The sequence below is a fragment of the Mobiluncus sp. genome (assembly GCF_985070215.1).
In genome coordinates, this window is record NZ_CFKZQR010000017.1 from 15,445 (window position 1) to 34,036 (window position 18,592).

General features: G+C 55.3%; 16 protein-coding genes. 7 read left to right on the plus strand and 9 right to left on the minus strand.

Annotated features, from left to right (window positions below; all coding sequences use genetic code 11):
- The first annotated feature begins 42 nt into the window (after positions 1-42).
- Complete coding sequence (locus tag AC5LBQ_RS04930) at positions 43-1,557, plus strand: aminopeptidase P family protein (RefSeq protein ID WP_282921939.1); 1,515 nt, start codon at positions 43-45, stop codon at positions 1,555-1,557.
- Between the two features lie 110 nt (positions 1,558-1,667).
- On the plus strand, positions 1,668-2,546 hold the full coding sequence (locus tag AC5LBQ_RS04935) for a PHP domain-containing protein (protein ID WP_493264802.1): 879 nt from the start codon (positions 1,668-1,670) through the stop codon (positions 2,544-2,546).
- On the opposite strand, the gene AC5LBQ_RS04940 is transcribed toward AC5LBQ_RS04935, so the two are convergent.
- Positions 2,543-4,684 carry an acyltransferase family protein gene (locus AC5LBQ_RS04940; protein ID WP_311497868.1) on the minus strand — a complete coding sequence of 714 codons (2,142 nt, stop codon included), beginning with the start codon at positions 4,682-4,684 and terminating at the stop codon, positions 2,543-2,545. The genes AC5LBQ_RS04935 and AC5LBQ_RS04940 overlap by 4 nt on opposite strands.
- Positions 4,685-4,774: 90 nt before the next feature.
- On the opposite strand from AC5LBQ_RS04940, the gene AC5LBQ_RS04945 reads away from it, so the two are divergent.
- Entirely contained in the window at positions 4,775-5,911 is a 1,137-nt protein-coding gene (locus AC5LBQ_RS04945; protein WP_311497867.1) for an Mrp/NBP35 family ATP-binding protein, read from the plus strand.
- A 75-nt stretch (positions 5,912-5,986) separates the two neighbouring features.
- Here AC5LBQ_RS04945 and AC5LBQ_RS04950 read toward each other — a convergent pair whose 3' ends face one another.
- The 4 genes from AC5LBQ_RS04950 to AC5LBQ_RS04965 form a co-directional block, all read right to left on the minus strand.
- Positions 5,987-6,646: an O-methyltransferase gene (locus AC5LBQ_RS04950; protein WP_297346119.1), complete on the minus strand. Its 660-nt coding sequence runs from the start codon at positions 6,644-6,646 to the stop codon at positions 5,987-5,989.
- Positions 6,646-6,813, minus strand: a complete 168-nt coding sequence (locus tag AC5LBQ_RS04955) for a DUF3117 domain-containing protein (RefSeq protein WP_004008170.1) — start codon at positions 6,811-6,813, stop codon at positions 6,646-6,648. The genes AC5LBQ_RS04950 and AC5LBQ_RS04955 overlap by 1 nt, the downstream gene beginning before the upstream one ends.
- A gap of 117 nt (positions 6,814-6,930) precedes the next feature.
- Positions 6,931-7,650 carry an LOG family protein gene (locus AC5LBQ_RS04960; RefSeq protein WP_493264803.1) on the minus strand — a complete coding sequence of 240 codons (720 nt, stop codon included), beginning with the start codon at positions 7,648-7,650 and terminating at the stop codon, positions 6,931-6,933.
- A gap of 81 nt (positions 7,651-7,731) precedes the next feature.
- On the minus strand, positions 7,732-8,808 hold the full coding sequence (locus AC5LBQ_RS04965; RefSeq protein ID WP_493264804.1) for a mannose-1-phosphate guanylyltransferase: 1,077 nt from the start codon (positions 8,806-8,808) through the stop codon (positions 7,732-7,734).
- 62 nt (positions 8,809-8,870) lie between these two features.
- On the opposite strand from AC5LBQ_RS04965, the gene AC5LBQ_RS04970 reads away from it, so the two are divergent.
- The 4 genes from AC5LBQ_RS04970 to AC5LBQ_RS04985 all read left to right on the plus strand — a co-directional run bounded on the left by AC5LBQ_RS04970 (position 8,871) and on the right by AC5LBQ_RS04985 (position 13,184).
- A complete protein-coding gene (locus AC5LBQ_RS04970; protein WP_295028651.1) occupies positions 8,871-9,452 on the plus strand; it encodes a 2'-5' RNA ligase family protein in 582 nt (193 codons plus the stop codon).
- A 15-nt stretch (positions 9,453-9,467) separates the two neighbouring features.
- The gene (locus AC5LBQ_RS04975; protein WP_493264805.1) at positions 9,468-10,628 is read left to right on the plus strand and encodes a YihY/virulence factor BrkB family protein; all 1,161 of its coding nucleotides are present in this window, start codon (positions 9,468-9,470) and stop codon (positions 10,626-10,628) included.
- A 3-nt stretch (positions 10,629-10,631) separates the two neighbouring features.
- Positions 10,632-11,516, plus strand: a complete 885-nt coding sequence (locus AC5LBQ_RS04980; protein ID WP_493264806.1) for an exodeoxyribonuclease III — start codon at positions 10,632-10,634, stop codon at positions 11,514-11,516.
- Positions 11,517-11,675: 159 nt separating this feature from the next.
- Positions 11,676-13,184 (plus strand): peptidase, encoded by a 1,509-nt coding sequence (locus AC5LBQ_RS04985; RefSeq protein ID WP_493264807.1) that lies wholly within the window; start codon positions 11,676-11,678, stop codon positions 13,182-13,184.
- Between the two features lie 317 nt (positions 13,185-13,501).
- Here the strand turns inward: AC5LBQ_RS04985 and AC5LBQ_RS04990 are convergent, their stop codons facing one another.
- The 4 genes from AC5LBQ_RS04990 to argF all read right to left on the minus strand — a co-directional run bounded on the left by AC5LBQ_RS04990 (position 13,502) and on the right by argF (position 18,579).
- A complete protein-coding gene (locus tag AC5LBQ_RS04990) occupies positions 13,502-14,458 on the minus strand; it encodes a response regulator transcription factor (protein WP_491680345.1) in 957 nt (318 codons plus the stop codon).
- A 109-nt stretch (positions 14,459-14,567) separates the two neighbouring features.
- Entirely contained in the window at positions 14,568-16,145 is a 1,578-nt protein-coding gene (locus AC5LBQ_RS04995; protein WP_295028641.1) for a YfcC family protein, read from the minus strand.
- A gap of 440 nt (positions 16,146-16,585) precedes the next feature.
- Complete coding sequence (arcC, locus tag AC5LBQ_RS05000; RefSeq protein WP_491680346.1) at positions 16,586-17,575, minus strand: carbamate kinase; 990 nt, start codon at positions 17,573-17,575, stop codon at positions 16,586-16,588.
- Positions 17,576-17,577: 2 nt separating this feature from the next.
- The gene (gene argF, locus AC5LBQ_RS05005) at positions 17,578-18,579 is read right to left on the minus strand and encodes an ornithine carbamoyltransferase (protein WP_282921772.1); all 1,002 of its coding nucleotides are present in this window, start codon (positions 18,577-18,579) and stop codon (positions 17,578-17,580) included.
- Between the last annotated feature and the right edge of the window lie 13 nt (positions 18,580-18,592).

Here is an 18,592-nt window from a genome sequence, read left to right on the forward strand (position 1 = left end):
AAAACAGCCGCGGGTTGCCGCCGAGCGCGTAGACTTGAGGGCATGAGTGATCAAAAAGAAACCCGCGGCAAGAACCGCTCCCGTCAGCCCCAGTCCAAAGAGTTTAAGAAGTTTATCGGCGAGAACTGGGGTCCGCGTCCCACCGATGGCTACGAACGGTCAAGCGCTGCTCCCTACGCGCTACGCCGCCGCGTGAAGCTGGGGGAAAAGTTTAAAGGGGTGCGGCTGGTCGTTCCTGCTGGCGCCCTGGTGGTGCGCAACAATGACTGTGACTATCGATTCCGGCCGCACTCCGCGTTTTCCCACCTGACCGGCTTGGGAACTGACTTGATTCCCGATGCTGTATTGGTTTTGAACCCGGTTCGGGAAGGCGAAACCGGTGAAGGCGAAGGGACCCACACCGCCACCGTCTTTTTCCGTCCTCGCGCGTCACGCGCTTCTGAGGAGTTTTACGCAGATTCGCGTTACGGCGAGCTGTGGGTCGGGGTGCGTCCCTCGCTGGAGGAGTTCGAGCGCATGTGTGGGATTCCTTGTGCCCACCTGGAAACACTGCCCGATTTATTGGCTAAAGATGCTGGTCAGGTCCAGATTGCGATGATTTCTACCTCCGATTCCCAGGCCGCGGCAGTAGTGAATCAGGTTCGCGAACAAGCTGGGATTGACCCCGATGCCGCCAAGGACCTGGACAATTTACTGGAGGAAGCAACTTCTGAACTGCGCCTGACTAAGGACGATTGGGAAATCGAGGAGATGCGCAAGGCTGTCGCTGCTACCAAGGAAGGCTTTGAAGAGGCGATTCGATCTTTCCCGCGGGCGGTGAAACATTTCCGCGGCGAGCGCGTGGTAGAAGGTGCATTCGGAGCGCGTGCTCGGGAAGTCGGTAACGGCCTGGGATATGACACCATTGCGGCTTCCGGGGAACACGCCGCTACCCTGCACTGGATCAACAACGATGGCGTGGTGCGAGAAGGCGATCTCATCTTGATTGATGCCGGAGTGGAACTCGATTCGCTTTACACCGCGGACATCACCCGAACCCTGCCGATTAATGGTCATTTCAACGAGGTGCAGCGTCGCGTTTATCAAGCGGTCCTGGACGCTGCCGACGCGGCTTTTGACCAGGCGAATCAGCCGGGATGTATTTTCTCTGATGTCCACAGCGCCGCCATGCGCGTCATCGCACAGAGGCTTGACGAGTGGGGTTTGCTACCGGTTTCCTGGGAGGAATCACTGCAGGAGGACGGTCAGTATCACCGCCGGTGGATGGTGCATGGCACTTCACACCACCTGGGCATCGACGTTCATGATTGCGCCCAGGCACGCCGTGAAATGTACAACGGAGCCAGGCTGGAACCCGGCATGATTTTCACCATCGAGCCCGGACTGTACTTCCGAAAAGACGACTTGGCAGTTCCCCCGGAATACCGCGGTATTTCCGTGCGTATCGAGGACGACATTTTGGTGGGACCCGGCGGTAAATGCGAGCGTATCTCACAGAATATCCCCCGCACCGTGGCTGACGTGGAAGCCTGGATTGCCCGCGTGCAGGCAGAATAGCGCCGCGACTGCCCGAGTTCGGACGGCTCCGGCCCGGTCTGACGCTCACGAGAATCCCCGTGATCCCGCACGCCAGGCCGGCTTAGCCGGCGAATCATTAGGATGTGGATATGGCCTTGATAATCGACCCCCACGTGCATTCCGCACTCTCCGATGGCACGGATACTCCGCGAGATTTGCTAAACAAGGCACGGGCTGCCGGGTTGGATGTAATCGGGGCAGTCGATCACGATACGTTCGAGCACTGGGCGCCATTTCGTGCCGCCTATGCCGAGTTAACGGCCGAAGGGGCTCGTCCGCCAGCGATTATTTTAGGTACGGAAATCTCCACAAGCGTGGACCGCTGCCCTATTCACCTGCTAAATTATCTGCCGAATCCCCACCGCGGTAGCGTCCGGGCAATCTTAAAAAATGCCCACCACGATCGCTTGGAACGCATGCGGCGCATGGTCGCGAAAATCAACCAGGATTATCCGCTGACGTGGTCAGACGTGCAGGCAGAGATTACCGGATTGACCCCGGGTCGACCGCATATCGGCGATGCCCTGGTGCGGAAAGGCTACTTTCAGACCCGCTCCGAAGCGTTCGAAAAGGTCCTCAATCCCGGCTCCCCCTATTACGTTTCGCGCCCCATTGTTGACAGTTTCGCCGTCCTGGAGGCTATCCGCGCCGACGGCGGGATACCCGTTTTGGCTCACCCGTTTTCGTTGACGCGCAGCAAACGGAGGCTGGACCCCGCCATAGTTCGGAAACTCGCTCAAAACGGCCTGCGGGGCATTGAAGTCAACCACCGCGAGCACGATGCTCCCGCCCGCCAACTGGCCGCAGATTTGGCCCGGGAGCTCGGTTTATTTGTCTCCGGGGCTTCGGATTACCACGGGGCGGGCAAGCCTAATCAGCTGGGGGAAAACACCATGCCCGAAGCCAGCCTGCGCCAGATTCTCGCCGCGGGTGCCAGCCCACTGTTAGGCGAACTGCCGCTGAGTTAGGAACCGCTACCGGGCTTGGATTGGAACTGCTGCAGTGCTGCTTGAACGGTCGCGGCATAGATATCTTGCCCGGCGGGGCCGGGGTGAACCTCGTCGCTGGCCAAAAGGTCCGTATGACCGGCGATAGCACTGTCCCAGCTGGCGACTTTCACCCGGTCAGGGTGGGCGCCAGCCAGGGCATACATGGTCTGGTTCGAGATTTGAATCCACTCCTGGGAGGCCCGGCCGTGACCGGTCACAAACACAAATTTCGTCTGCGGGAACTCGGCGAGTAGAGCTTCGCCATCTTGAACTCGAAACGTCGAATTCGTGGCGAGAGCAAAGACTACGTAGGGACGTAGCGTCCCTTGGGCTTGACGAGCCCGCATGATGCCCACACCTGCCGCTGAGCTGCGTGATACCGCCGCGTCTATGGTGGCACCGGGCAGAGTTTGGACGAGTTTCGGTGCCGCAGCCAAAGTCACCGAGTCCCCAATAATGTCGACTTGGTCCCCGGAGATTGGCTCACTAGCTTCAGAAGGCTTGGTTGACGTGGTTGGCTTAGTTTGGGGAGTTGGCTCGGATGGTTTTTCCTCCGTACCAGTTTTCGAGTGGTGGCTGTCCCCCGGCTTTTCGTTATGAATAAAGTTCGCCCCGGCTTCAACAAGTTGCTCGGCAGCGGTTTTTTCTGGAGCTATGGCGATAGAGATGACCAGCGGCAGCACCGCGACCACAGCCGCCGTCCAAACCAGGGAGCGCCGCCACCACGACACCCGCAACCGGGAGGAAACCGCCGGGCTCACGGCCTTTTGCGAACGCGGCGCAAACCAACGTTTCCAGGTGACGATTAAACCGTTGTGCCGCATGGGTCTTTCGACATACTTGTAGCTCACCGATGCCGCCAATATCGACACCACAGCAATAATCACCAGCGCCGCCCACTGCGGCAATCCCCGCCAGAGGCTGTTGACCAGCATGAACACTGGCCAATGCCACAGGTACAGGGAATAGGAGCGCACACCTAGCCATTGCAGGGGAGGCCACGACAAGAATTCGACCAGGATCTGACCCGGTCCGCTCACGCCGGAGACTTCCTCCAAACAAGCCTGAATAATCCCGATGGTCAGCACGCTTACCGCCAACACTCCCCACGGATAGGTGAAGGGGTCGCTGTCACGCAGCATCAGGAAACTGACGAACACCCCAACCATGCCTACCCAAGCCGCCAAACCGCGCAACCGGACTGTGGAACGATCCAGGTAATGCGGGGTGTTTTCCAACGCCAAGGGGAACAGCAAAGCCAAAGTCGCCCCCAGCATCAGCCCGAAAGCGTGCGTATCGGTGCCTTCGTAGATGCGGGTCAGGTTCCCGCCCCCGGCTTTTAACACCGCCATTTCGCTTACAGAAGCCAAGGCCAGCAGCGCGGGCACCAACCACCGATGCCGGGTGGGAATCAGGAAAGCCAGCAACAAAATCAGGGGCCACACCAGGTAAAACTGCTGCTCCACCGCCAGAGTCCACATATTCGCGAGGAACTGGGGGTTGGTCCGGTCAAAATAGGAGCCCCCAAAAGCCACATTGACCCAGTTGTAGGTATAGGTCAGGGTTCCCAGGACTTGATACCAGATGCCCACTAGGAAATCCCGGTTTACCAAGGCTGCCAGCGGCACGGTCACCAGTACGGTCAAGGTTACGGCGGGAACCAGTCTCCGGAAGCGCCGGAGCCAAAACGCACGGACATCGATGCGCCCCGTGAGGCGCTGTTCACGCGCTAACAGGGCCGTAATCAGGAATCCGGACAGCACAAAAAATACGTCTACCCCCAGGAATCCTCCCGGCAGCCAGTTTGGAGCCACGTGGTAAACCAGCACCGCCAAAGCTGCCAGTGCTCGGATCCCATCCAAGCCACGCAGCTGGTAGCGAGGCATTTTCGGGTCTGTTGAAGCGGAGTCTGGTGAGGATTGTAAAGTTGTCTCGGCCTGAGGGGATATGGCGTTGTGTGGGGACACGCGGGGCTTTTCCTCGCTGGTTCCAGAGACGCTAACGCGGATTTCTCCCGATACTGCTGGTTGCTTCGGGCGAGGGACTTGCGGTGGAGGAGGCGGTGCGGCGGGGTGGAGATGCCCACTGGACTGGGACTTGCCGAATCCGAAAAGCACCTTACCCCCTCATCACTGCCGCGTATATAACAAGGGTTAAGCCTATCGCCCTAGTGTGAAAAAACCCAGCGCTGGCATTAGCATGAAGGTATGACATTACCCACTACAGATGAACTGATGAAAGCCCTGGAGAAAGTCATTGACCCTGAGATTCGCCGGTCAATCACCGATTTGGATATGGTCCAGGAACTGAAAATTGACGAATCGGGCCATGTTTTTGCCCGCATCGCCCTGACTATCGCGGGGTGTCCCCTGCAGGCTCAGATTGAGCAGGATGCTCGGGCGCGCCTGGCGGAAGTTCCCGGCGTGACTTCCGTGGAAGTGGAAATGGGTGTGATGAGCCGCGAGGAACTGGACCGGGTAAAGGAAAAGCTGCTGGGAGCCAGGCCGGTGATTCCTTTTACTCAACCGGACTCCCTGACCCGTGTCTACGCCATTACTTCTGGAAAAGGCGGGGTCGGCAAGTCCTCGGTCACCGCTAACCTGGCGGCCGCGATGGCGGACTCCGGCCTGAAAGTGGCGGTTTTGGACTGCGATATTTACGGATTCTCAATTCCGCGCATGCTCGGGTTAGAGGACGCGGCCCCCACCCCGGTGGGAGACATGATGATGCCACCCACCGCTCACGGAGTAAAAGTTATTTCGATGGGCATGTTCGTTCCGGACGGACAGCCGGTAGTATGGCGCGGTCCGATGCTGCATCGGGCTTTGGAACAGTTCCTGTCCGAGACTTTCTGGGGAGATTTGGATGTGTTGCTCCTCGACCTGCCCCCCGGTACCGGCGACGTGGCGATTTCGGTGGCACAGCTACTGCCAAACTCGGAAATCGTCGTCGTGACCACCCCGCAGCTCGCGGCGGCCGAAGTCGCCGAACGCGCCGGTTCGATAGCTTCGGGCACGAACCAAAAGGTCGTAGGGGTGATTGAGAATATGAGTTACCTGACCGGCCCGGACGGCTCTCGTATCGAGGTCTTTGGAACGGGAGGCGGAGAGCAGGTGGCCTCTCGGCTGTCTCAGATCTTGGGTTACGAAGTTCCGCTTTTGGCACAGATTCCTCTGGAAGTCGCCTATCGGGAAGCCTCCGATGGCGGTGAGCCCCTCTCCACCAGCGAGGCCGCCAAGAACGGACAATCCGTCGCCGGGGCGGCTTTGCGTTCCGCGGCCGCTACTTTGAGCAAACGGGCACGCAGCCTGAAAGGTCATCGTTTGAACGTCACCGTAAAATAGTGGCAACATCGGGTCTGCAGGGCGGGTCTGGAATGGTCGATTCCCGGCCCGCCGTAGGAGCGTTCCGTAGGATAATTAACGGTTTTTAATTGCTACCAGCAGCCCGTCTCCGACAGGCAGCAGGTTTGCGGTCCATTCTTCGGATTCTTGAATGTGACGCAGCACTTCGCGCATCGCCACGGTGTCCGGTTCACGCCGAGCGGGGTCAGCCACCGAGTCATTGCACATGGCGTGGACTATGACCAGTAGCCCTCCGGGGCGCAGAGCCGGGTTTAACAGTTCGACATAGGCTTGAGTTTCGCCAGGATCCCCATCCACCACAGCCATGTCGTAGGCTCCCCGACTGAGGCGCGTGAGGACTTGCAGGGCGCGTCCCGTGATCATGCGTACTCGCGTGAGTGAGATACCCGCTCTCGTCAGGATTTCCTTGGCGACCGCGTGGAGCTTCGGGTCGACATCAATAGTGGTCAATACCCCATCCGCGGGCATTCCGGCCAGTGTCCACAGGGAGGACACCCCGGTTCCGGTACCGATCTCCAGCACGGACCTAGCTCCAGAAGCCCCAGCCAACATTCGTAGTGTCGCCCCTGCTCCGGGGGATATCGGCACGGAACCGAGTTCTCTGCCTCGCTGCCTGGCGATGGCTATAGTTTCAGATTCCGGTAAAAAATCTTCCGCATAGGACCAGCTCGAGGTCTTATCGATGGAAATTTGAGACTCGTTAAAACGCGGCACTATTTCAAAAACTTCTCTAGTTCCTTAGCTAAGGTAGCGACTTCCTCATCGTTGAGTTCAATAACCAAACGACCGCCCCCGTCTGCAGGAATACGCATCACGTTACAGCGCGGTTCTTTAGTGACTTCCAGGGGTCCGTCCCCGGTGCGGGGTTTCATGGCTGCCATTTGTTCCTCTTTTCAAAAACGGCTTTACCTCTCTATTATACGGGAAGTTCCGGCATTGATAGGGAATTATTTTCAGACAGGTATTGCAAATGCGCCGTTTCACGGGCTCAGCTTCGGTCAGTGTGTTTTCGGCAAAGTGTTCTCTACCACGTAGAGGGCTTCTTCGGCGGTATCAACCACCTGAATAATGGAGGCGTCCGCGGTGCTAGCCATCCCTTCCTCGACCAGGCACTTACGAACCCATTTCATCAGCCCGTCCCAATACTCGTGCCCGACCAGCACTATGGGGTATTGCTGAATTTTGCTGGTTTGACGCAGCGTGACGCATTCAAAAAGTTCATCCAGAGTTCCGAAACCGCCGGGCAGAGCCACGAAGGCTTGGGCATATTTCACGAACATGGTCTTGCGTACGAAAAAGTACCGAAAGTCAATCCCCAAATCAACGTACTCGTTGATTCCTTGCTCATGAGGTAACTCGATTCCCAGACCGATGGTCATTCCATCGTTGCGGCGTGCCCCTTTGCTGACTGCCTCCATCAGCCCCGGACCGCCACCGGTGATGATGGAGAACCCGGCTTGGGCAAAAACTTTGCCGATATCTTCGCCGAGCCGATAGTACTTCGTGCCGGGTTCGACTCGGGCGGAACCGAACACCGTGATGGCTTTACCGACATCCGCCAGAGACTCGAAACCGTCGACGAACTCCCCCATGATTCTAAGGACTCGCCACGGGTCTTCTTCGGTCCACTTCGGATCGACTTTCGAGCGCAGCAAAGCCTGATCCGCCAGTTCCCGTTGCATCCCGCCCCGGGAACGCCGGTTAAAAAAAGTCTTCATACCTAGTCCTTATTTCGGTTCTTTCGCCAGCGGCCCTTGGCCTTGGCTATCCTGCCGAATTGTCCTTGCTTGGCAACCGTATCACCAATTATCAGCAGCGCCGGAAGCAACTTTAACGTTTTGGGCAAACTCTTGGGTCGTCACCAGCAGCTGACCTGCGGATTCCACCACCACAGCGCCGGGGATTCCGATAATCGCGACACCTCTCAGGTTTTCTGCCCTCACCAGGGCGGCGGGGGCGGCATCGGTATAGACCGGGATTTCCGGGCTCAGATTCGCCAGTTCAGAGGCGTTACTGACGACGCGGCGCACCGCTTCCCAATCGCCCACGTCTGACCATCCCAAGTCCGGGCGGGCCGGCACCACCGCAACTCGTCCGTCTCGTGCCAACGGTTCTGCCAACACGGTATCAATCGGCGCCGCAACAACACCCTCCCACAATGCAGTTTTCGCGTCCGAACTCAACGTTTCCCATCCCGCGGCAAGTTTTCGCACCGCTGTGCCTGACCCTGGCACTCGTGCCTCCAAAGCATCGAGTAGCACGTCACTGCGCACCACAAACATACCCGCGTTCCACTGGTAGTTCTCGGTCGCCAGCCAAGCGCTGGCGGTGGTTGCATCCGGTTTTTCCGTGAAGGACTGCGCCCGACGAACCCCGATGAGTTCTCCGTCCAGGGCGGGTCCCACCTCTATATAACCGAACCCGGTCGCCGGTTCGGTCGGCACAATCCCGATGGTCGTGAGCCATCCGGCTTTGGCAGCTGGGACAGCCCGGGCGAGGGCTTCACAAAATGCCGCAGGGTTTGCAATGAGATGGTCTGCCGCGAAAGACCCAACCACGCAAGTTCCGTAACGCTGCTCTATCAGAGCAGCTCCCAAAGCTATGGCCGCCATAGAATCGCGCGGGCTAGGTTCCGCCACGCAACGCACCGGAACCGACAAGTCCAGAGCAGTGACTTGTGCGGCTAAAGCCTCTTGGTGAGGTGCGCCGGTTACGAAAGTCAAGGATTGACAAATCGGCGCCAAACGTGCCGCGGTTTGCTGCACCAGGCTTTGCGTCCCGTTGATGTTTAGCAGGAACTTAGGCTTCGCAGCTGTCGACCAGGGCCACAGCCGCCGCCCGTATCCCCCGGCAGGCACTATCGCATGAATTTCCACAAAACAAATCCTACCGGAGGCCAAGCGTGAGTTTTTGCGTTGAACAGAGTAGGCTTTACCCCGTGTATCTACCCCCTCGTAAAGAAGGCCAGGTTTATTTGGGCATGATTATTCCCGTGCCCGAACCCTATGCTGGCGAGCTGCAGAAAGTCACGAAAACTGACGGCGTACCCCCGCACGTCACCGTCGTGGAGCCGCGCGCGGTGGATCGCGAACAAGTCCCTGAGATTCAGGCTCAGGCTGCTGAAATCTGCCGGTCCTTTTCACCGTTCGTCATCAGCTTCGGCAACATCGGAGATTTTCGGCCCGTGTCCCCGGTCGTCTATATCGAGGTGCAGCGCGGGCATGAGGCCTGCAAAGAATTGGCGAAACGGCTCCGCTTCGGCCCTCTGGACACCGAGTCACGCTTCCCCTACTATCCGCACATCACCTTGGGGACCAACGTCACCGATGAGGACCTGGATCGGGTAGCGGCCCTGTCGAAGCGTTCCCACGGCTTTTTCATGGTTGACGGCGTTGATTGTTCGCTCATTGAACCGGACCATGTCGAACAGTTGGCCATCCTCCCGCTGGGCTCGGGAATACCCGAAAGTGTCACTGGCGAACTGCCCAAAATTTTCGCCCACCCTCAGTTACACACTTGAAAGTGCGGAGGCCCCGTGACAAAGCAACTTGATTCCCCGCCAGCCGAGCCCGCTGCCCCCGAGGGAGTGGTGGAACTCATGAAGGCCTTCATGGAGTGGCTCAATACCACGCGAATTATGCGGGCTTACCTGCGTTATCAAAACGCCTCCTCGAACCTATTGGCTGGCGGCATCGCCTATACCGCCCTGTTTTCTATGGTGGGGATAGTGACCCTGATTATCATGACCGCGCAAGTCATGATCTTTGCTTTCCCTCTGACCAGTCACACGATTTTTCAGGATGTCAATCAATGGATTCCCGGAGCGATTAGGATTGATGGGCAGCCGGGTCTGATTGACCCCGCCGCGATTGCGACACCCAGCTTTACCTGGGGAACTTTGGTGGCTTTAGTCGTGTCCATCATGGCGGGAATCCGGGTGGTCGCGGCTTTGCGCGTCAGCATCCAAACCGTTTTCGGACTGCCGCAGCGCCCCGGGGCAGGGTGGAAAAATGCGCTGCGGGATGCGTGTATGTTCCTGGCTTTGTGTATCGGGGGGATTTTGGCTTCGGTTTTGGGTTCGGGTTCCATCGTTGTGGTTCGTGCCTTGCAGCGCCGGCTGCCGCTGGCTCTGCCGGTTCCCCCCGGTCTGATAAATGCCGGAGCTTTCATCCTGACCAGTGTCTTGACAACTTTAATTCTGGCTTTCACACTGCGCTACCTGGCTTTGGTGCGGGCTCCGCGCCGAGATTTGTGGATTGGGACGGGGGCATTGGGATTTTTGTCTACGGCTCTGCAGATGTCAGGAGCCTACCTGGCCGCCAGCGTACCCCCCGCATACGCCCCGTTTACGCTGGTGTTGACCATTATCCTGTGGGTCAACGTGTTGGGCCGCCTGTTCTTGTATATGTCTTGCTGGATTGCGAACCCCCCGGCGGCTCCGGCACCAGTGGCGGACTTCCCGCATTTTTCCGAGCGTCCGAACTTCGTGACGGTTTCGGCTCCCGCCAGTTTGTCCTGGCCCCACGATCCGCTTTCTGGCCGAATTTGGTCCCCCGCCCAGGAAGAAGCCGCTTGGCGTTTGTCTCAGCAAGTCATTTGGGGCAGCAAAAATCGCCGGGAAACCGCGGCCGACAAACGCATGTCGGGACATCCGGTGGCCCCCGGCACTGCGTCCCGGAAACTGAATCGGAGGTAATACATGAAAGTAACTACTGTCAATGTCAACGGCGTCCGGGCGGCGTTCCGCAAAGGGTTTGGGGACTGGCTGGATAATGACGATTCGGATTTGCTGTGTCTGCAAGAGGTGCGGGCCACTCCACAAGACACCGCGGACTTGTTCGGTCCGGCTTGGGACGTGCGCGTGTGGCCCTGCCGAGTGAAAGGCCGCGCCGGGGTGGCGCTCGGGGCTCGGCGCGATTCCGGCTGGGAGATTGATTCGATTACCGAAGGGCTCCCCCCGGATTTTTATGCAGAGATTGGCGGGGAACCGGACGTAGATTCCGGACGCTGGCTGGAAGGTGAGATTCACGGACCCGACGGGACGACGTTTACCCTGGTCAGCGCCTATCTGCATTCCGGGGAGCTGAACACGGAAAAGCAGGAACAAAAGTTGGCTTACCTCAATCGAGTTGGCAAGCGGGTGGACCAGCTGGGGGCGCGCGCTGTGGCGGGAGCGGGCTCCAACACGCCGCAAGAGGCCCTGATTTGCGGGGATTTCAACATTGTGCGCACCGCCCACGACATTAAGAACTGGAAACCTAATCACAATAAAACCTCCGGGGTCATGGATGAAGAGATTGCGTTCTTGGACGCATGGATGGCCGACACGCTTTCTGGGCGGGACGGTCTGCCTTGTGTAGATGTAGGACGAGCCTTGGCGGGAGACACGGACGGCCCCTATACCTGGTGGTCGTGGCGCGGTAAGGCTTACGACAATAACGCCGGCTGGCGCCTGGATTATCACATGGCTACCCCCGGACTGGCCGGAAAAGCCCAATCGGCCGCGGTCTATCGCGCACCGGCTTACGATGCCCGTTTCACGGATCATGCCCCGCTCACGGTGGCCTACAATTTCGCGGAGTAAACTCACACATTCAGTTGTTTTTAAGAATTGTTCGGTCATTTCTTACAAATTTCTAAGAATGTGGGAAAACTGACGATACAATAAGAGAACGTGGTGTGAATCATCTGGGAAATGTCTGAAAATGCCCAGGCCAACTAAGAAAAAGGAAATACAACAAATATGAAAACTTCTCACTGTGACCCCCGGTTATTGACTCGTTTCACCAACCGTGCTCTGGTTATCGGCTCCTCAGCCGCTTTAACCCTGGGACTGGGCATGACCGGTTTTGTCCCGGCTGCTTTCGCAACCGAAACCCCCACTCCTGAGGTTCCCTCCCAGGAATCCCCTGCGGCGCCCACCCCGGTTACCGACCCGGCTCCCAGCGACGCTGATGCTCAAAATCACCCGGCTACTGACCCGGCTGCAAACGACCCGGCCGCTTCCCTGAGTCTGGCGACTCCGGTTCAGGCTCCACCTGCTCCGGCCGTTGCTCCGGCGGATCCCGTGGAACCGAGCGACCCCGCCTTCACGCTCACAGATGTTGATGACAGCGAAATTCCACCGTTGGAGTATGGCTTCGAACCTAAAAGTACGTATGGCGATGCCCTGGGAAAACTCTCTGCGGAAAAAGACTACACGACTCAGCACGATGACACCCTAAAGGTATACTCCGGGGACACCGTGGATATTAAAAGCAATCTGGATATCAACGTGGGACTGCATGCACTGGAAGGTTGGCAGGAAAAAGTTCAGCGAGCTAAAGCCGGGAATCTGACATACAGTGAAGCCGGTTCCGGCTTTCAGACGATTATTTTGGTTCCGGAATACCTGGAGATGCCCAGCGACCCGCGGTCTTACAAACTGGAGACCCACAACGGAAACAAACCTCCGCTGTATCGGATTGTCAGCGTGTTGCGTTCGACAAAACGGCTGGCTATTACTTTGGCTTTGAATGAGTTTTATGAAACAGGAGATAGTAAAGAAGGCGCCTACTTGCGTCTGAAGGACGGTTTCAAGGCCTACGCAAATAAACCGCTGGGCTTGGTTATCTCTGGGGTCAAGGTTAAGGACAAGATATCCCCCGAGGGAACCCAGGCCACATTGGAGTTCAACACTGCGGGATACCTGTACATCGGCGGATTTAGCAGCATAGATCGACGTGAAAAGGCGAGGTATTTTAGTAATTTCAGGGGACTGTCTAGGTCTTGGTATACCCTGCAAGGCCAGGAAAAGGGCAGTCTCATCGGTAACGGCACCGATTCCACCCGCCCCCAGAGTCGCGGTATTTCCCTAACTATGGACATCAAGCCGAAACCCATTCCGGCAGAACCCGAGAACCCGAATCCGAATCCGCCGGTCATCCCGGATACGCCGAGTGTCGTCCCCGGTCCCGTTCCGGGAGGGACTGTGGTTCCTCCCAGCGAGCCCGTGCCTCCGGTGGCGGGTGTTACTACCACCCCGACTGAACCTCAACCTCCAGTGGCAGGGGTCTTTACCCCGGCAGCTCCCGAGCCCCCCGTGGCGGGCGTGACTACCCCGGCAGCTCCCCAGATTCCGGTGGCGCAGGTGCCAGAAAAGGCTTTGGCAGCTACCGGTTCGTCTGCCGAAACGCTGGCTGGCGGAGCTATGATTGTGTTCCTCGCCGGCGGAGCCATGATGGTCGCGTCTCGCCGCCGGGCCCGCCGCTAACAGCTGACGTCACTTCCCGAGGAAAACGCCTCGGATTTCACACCCAGCACCCAAGCAGGCAGAATCATAACCTAACAGTGTGTTGGTCGAGGTAAACCTCGACCAACACACTTAATTATTGTAAATTTAGTGACGCCTAGAGTCGCTAGTCTCTACAGGAAAATAACAAATAAATGGGCAAGAACATGGATACCCACACTTGGATACATTATCTATCATGTTTTTTCAACGCTGTCGCCAAGCAAATAACTAAACAAGAGGATGCCAGTTACACGATTAAACGATAAACGATGTAAATCCCACCATGAAATATCTGGCTACATAGAATGCCAAAAATCTGAAATAACTTCGTTTCGACTGGTTTTCCCGGTCTTTTTCAAAATGTTGTGAACATGGACTTTCACAGTAGTGAGCTCTATAAACATAGCCTCAGCAATCTGACGATTGGTTTGCCCTTGCACCATCCTCAACAAGACCTTGTTTTCAGTAGGTGAGAGTTTATATTTGCGGGTAAATATGGCAGCTTCATTAGCAATGATATCTTCATCGGAAGCCCTCTCCCGAGAAGGAGGCTCGTTGATATGCAGTCTTAGTATTCCCACTCCTCTAAAAGAGATATACCAGGAAATAAAGAGAATAAAGAGGTTCTCGATAAAGTTACGCTCCGGAAGGAATGGTTCTTCCACCGATGAAAGAGAAGGAAGAATTATCATAAAGTAGACATTCCAAAGAACGGTTCCAATACACAGTATCCCAGAGACTATAAATAGAATCAAATGCTTCTTAAGTAAAAAACGTTTAATGGTATCTTTACAAACAAAATAATAGATGATGAGGAAGCATAACAATGACATGAACCCTACAGCCCTCATTGAGAAAAATATAAATTCCCTCCGCATTCGTTCTGGTTCTGCTACTAAAATGATCACACTGAGTGCCACGAATAAAAGCGCCGGGATTGCAATCCAAATTGGCCGCAAACTTAGATACATAAATGCGGTGTACCACAGGAGGCATATCAGTGCACAACCTAGCATGATGGACTCAGGAGGGCTGGAAATTACAAAAATATCCACGAATCTCCCGGAGGGATTTTCTTCTGCCATGTAGGGTCTGAACATCAATGCGACATCGAAAAAATAAACAACACTGAAAATTGATGCACCGAGATAGGTTTTCCGCCTCGAGACTGTGTAGGCAGAAAAAGAAATTGCTCCCGCAAAAATGGAAAGCATCATCACTCCCTGAGTCAAGTAAAACAACCACGTACTCATGAGAGCTCCTCACCCTAGCAAAGCATCCCTCTATTTTACCAACAAGTTGCCTACTGCTGCGCCTTGACTGACGCCGCAGTAGGCAACCTGAACAAAGGACTTCTTGGGTCTAATGGCCGTAAATCAGCGTTTGGGCGACAAGCATTCCGCCGCCAAATACCAAGACGAACACCACCATAGGCCAAACAAACTTCAACCAATGGCTGTACTTCATGTCAAGCATCTGCAAAGTAGCCATCACCAGGCCAGTAGGTGCTAAGTACAACATAGCGTACTGACCCCACTGGTAAGCGCAGACGATGATCCAACGCGGAATACCAACTGAATCAGCTAACGGAGCCATAATCGGCATGGACAGCACCGCCAAGCCAGAGGAGGACGGTACTACGAAGCCAAGGACAAAGAAGATGAACATCATGATGATTATGAACAGCGGACCACTCATTCCCGAAACCAACTTCGTAGCACCATACAGAATGGTGTCTGAAACGTAGCCCTCTTTCAAAATCGAGTTAATGCCACGAGCCAGTCCAATAATTAAAGACACCGCAACGAGCGAAGAAGCCCCGTTCGAGAAGGCATCCACGAGTTGTTTTTCGGTGAGGCGGTCCTTACCAAACAGTGACAATATCATTATCGCAATCGTAATAGTCAAGAAAGACGCAGCCATCAATGGGAAGTACCAACCCCGAGCCATGACACCCCAGACCATAATCGGGAAACCTGCAAAAAACAAGACCAGGATAATTTTGCGCTTCCAGTTGAAGGGAACATCTTCCTGGCTCATCATGCCCCACTGCTTTTCATAGGAATCCCGGTCTTCATAGGTGTAAGAGAACTCGGGATTTGCCTTGATTTTTTTGGCGTACCAATACAGGTAACCTATGACTACTGCTGCCCCTACTACACAACTTACCGCGCGCCACCAGATGCCCTCGGTAAACTGAATGCCTGCAGCATTAGACGCAATCACAACAGAGAATGGGTTGACGGTTGACATCGTAGTCCCCATGGAACCAGCAAGGAAGATAGCCCCTACTGCGATAATAGAGTCGTATCCCATCGCGATAAAGATAGGACACATGATTGGATAAAAGGCCACAGCTTCTTCTTCAAGACCACACAGAGTGCCTCCAACTATCATGAACAGAGACATCGCGAATACGAGAGCAAACTCGTGTCCTTTGGTTTTCTTAGTCAAGGCCATCAGACCAGACTCGAAAGAACCGGTAGCCCGAACCACACCAATGAGACCTCCAAGGACAAAAATGAACACCATGATGTCCACTGCCTCCATAGTGCCATTCACCATGGCCTGCGGAATTTTTTCAAGACCAGCAGGATTAGACTCGAGTCTTTCGTAAGTGTCAGGAATAGAAATCGGTTTTCCAATTGCTCCGTTGGCAAACTGTTCGTACTTGATGTCTACCCCGAGTTTGTCCAGGGCCTCTTGATTGCCGGGAACAGTACTGACTTCCCCTTGTGGACTTGTGATTGAGAAAGCTTGAGTCTCCTTATCATAGGCCAGTTTCGAGTACTGACCTGCTGGTACGAACCAAGTCGCAAACACCGCAATAATGGTGAGAAAGAATAGGATTGTGAACGCGGTGGGCACGTTCAAACGAAAGCCTTTTTTCGGTTTTTGCCCAGTTTCGCTCGCAGTTTTTCCGTCGGTAACTCCAGACATACTGCATCCTCCTTGTAGTTTTGTTGTGAAGTTTGGTACCGTCTCAAAATTAGAGAGGCCGAGTAGCATCTTTGCTAGAGAAAAGTTTGCCAATCCGATTTAGGTTTGTAAACGAACTTACACCGCTCTCTAAGGATGATTCGTGTTTATTTCTGGGCAACCAACACGTACACCCACTCTTAACCTAGTTTGAACAGGTATCTTACATGTGTTCTAGACAGACTGTTTGCGAAGAGAAATACCGTCACTTCACTCGATTGATAGTAGCCTTCCGCCGTAAAGGTGGAGTCCGGTAGCATCGTACGTGCGAATCCCAGGGAAGGATCTTTATCGTCCTCGCCTTGGGTCGTACAAAAATAAGCTGGTGGGGAAGGAACTAAGTTCCTCCCCCACCACTGGCGGTATCAGGTGACAGGCTACTTTGGTAGTTTGCTTGGAAACTAGACCTCGATGTTTCCACCGCTAGTCATGCACATTTTCTTGTAGCTGTGCTGGTTGATGTCATCGGGTCCACCGTAGTTCCCACCTGGGGTAATGATGGTGCCGGATTCGCCCGCGATAATCTTTTGAGCATCGCTGAGCTGCCCAATCGCGGCGACATCGCCGGTCAGCTCCACGAAACGGCAGGCTGCCTCCACCTTCGGCCCCATAGAGCCAGCGGGGAAACCGCCCGCGCGCATCGCAGCGGGGCTAGCGCGATGAATTTCCTTCTGCTCAGGAGTACCAAAGTTCTCCATCACAGCGGGCACATCAGTCAGAATCATCAAGAAATCTGCGTCCAGATGTTCTGCCAGGGTCGCGGCGGTCAGATCCTTATCGATCACAGCCTCGACACCCTGCAGTTTGCCCTTCTCATTGCGAATGACAGGGATACCGCCACCGCCCGCGCAAACCACGACAGCACCGACATCGAGCATCCGGCGAATCAAACGAGTCTCCACCACGCGCTGCGGCTTCGGAGACCCGACAACCCGACGGAAATACTCCCCGTCAGCCTTCATCACCCAGCCACGAGACTTAGCCAACTCGTCAGCTTCTTCCTTGTTATAAACCTGACCCACAAACTTGGTCGGATTATCAAACGCAGGATCTCCAGCCAAAACCAGAGTCTGGTTCACAAAAGAAGCCACCTGACGTCCCGGGAGATTATTCTGCAAGGACTGCAACAGCCAGTAGCCAATCATGCCCTGGGTCTGCGCACCCAAGGTATCGAAAGCGTAGGGCTGAGTCAGATTCTTATCATTAGCCGACTGCAACGCCAACACCCCAACCTGCGGACCATTACCGTGGGTAATAACCACTTCATGTTCCTCAGCCAAGGGAGCAAGCTGCTGCACCGCCAGCTCAACGTTAGCAATCTGCGTGGCGGAATCCGGTTTCTCCCCACGTCGCAGCAAGGCGTTACCGCCCAAAGCAATAACAATACGCATATCTACTTTTCTCCTAGCGTCGCCACCATAACGGCCTTAATCGTATGCATCCGGTTTTCCGCCTGATCGAACACCGCAGAGCACTCACCATTAAAGACATCGTTAGTAACTTCCATACCATCCAGGCCGTACTTTTGGTAGATATCCTCACCAATAGTGGTATGACGGTCATGGAAAGACGGCAAGCAGTGCAGGAACTTGGTATTGGGGTTGCCAGTCCGAGCCATCAAATCAGCATTCACCTGGTAAGGCTTCAACAACTTAATACGTTCATCCCAAACTTCCTTCGGCTCGCCCATCGAAACCCAAATATCCGTGTAAACGAAATCGACGCCCTTCACACCCTCATCGACACTCTCGGTGTGGGTAATCTTGGCACCAGTTGTCTTAGCGATTTCCTCAGCCTTAGCAATAATCTCCGGGGTATTCCACAGCTCCTTCGGCGCCACAATCCGCACGTCCATTCCCAACATCACACCGGAAATCAACAGGGAGTTAGCCATATTGAAACGGGAATCACCAACATAAGCAAAAGAAATCTCATTGTACGGCTTACCACTCTGCTCATGCATGGTCAGCATGTCACACAACATCTGGGTGGGATGCCACTGATCAGTCAAACCGTTCCACACCGGCACGCCCGACATCTCAGCCAAAACATCCACCTTATGCTGAGAATCGCCGCGGTATTCAATACCGTCATAGAAACGACCCAACACCCGAGCAGTATCCTCAATAGATTCCTTGTGACCCATCTGAGAACCGGACGGATCCAGATAGGTAACATGAGCGCCCTGATCATAGGCAGCAACCTCAAAAGAGCAGCGGGTACGGGTCGAGGTCTTTTCGAAAATCAGAGCAATATTCTTGTTCTTCAGATACTGAACCTCGCGACCTTCCTTCTTCGCGGCTTTCAGCTCAGCAGCCAACTCCAGCAACTCCAACCACTCAGCAGGAGTAAAATCGAGTTCTTTCAAAAAGTGACGACCGTGAAAATCAGTCATGGGTTTTCCTTTC

Coding starts and splice junctions, on each gene's coding strand:
- AC5LBQ_RS04935 (WP_493264802.1), top strand. CDS start 1,668: ATGGCCTTGATAATCGACCCCCACGTGCATTCCGCACTCTCCGATGGC.
- AC5LBQ_RS04980 (WP_493264806.1), top strand. CDS start 10,632: ATGAAAGTAACTACTGTCAATGTCAACGGCGTCCGGGCGGCGTTCCGC.
- AC5LBQ_RS04985 (WP_493264807.1), top strand. CDS start 11,676: ATGAAAACTTCTCACTGTGACCCCCGGTTATTGACTCGTTTCACCAAC.
- AC5LBQ_RS04990 (WP_491680345.1), bottom strand. CDS start 14,458: ATGAGTACGTGGTTGTTTTACTTGACTCAGGGAGTGATGATGCTTTCC.
- AC5LBQ_RS04930 (WP_282921939.1), top strand. CDS start 43: ATGAGTGATCAAAAAGAAACCCGCGGCAAGAACCGCTCCCGTCAGCCC.
- AC5LBQ_RS04960 (WP_493264803.1), bottom strand. CDS start 7,650: ATGAAGACTTTTTTTAACCGGCGTTCCCGGGGCGGGATGCAACGGGAA.
- AC5LBQ_RS04945 (WP_311497867.1), top strand. CDS start 4,775: ATGACATTACCCACTACAGATGAACTGATGAAAGCCCTGGAGAAAGTC.
- AC5LBQ_RS04995 (WP_295028641.1), bottom strand. CDS start 16,145: ATGTCTGGAGTTACCGACGGAAAAACTGCGAGCGAAACTGGGCAAAAA.
- argF (WP_282921772.1), bottom strand. CDS start 18,579: ATGACTGATTTTCACGGTCGTCACTTTTTGAAAGAACTCGATTTTACT.
- arcC (WP_491680346.1), bottom strand. CDS start 17,575: ATGCGTATTGTTATTGCTTTGGGCGGTAACGCCTTGCTGCGACGTGGG.
- AC5LBQ_RS04955 (WP_004008170.1), bottom strand. CDS start 6,813: ATGGCAGCCATGAAACCCCGCACCGGGGACGGACCCCTGGAAGTCACT.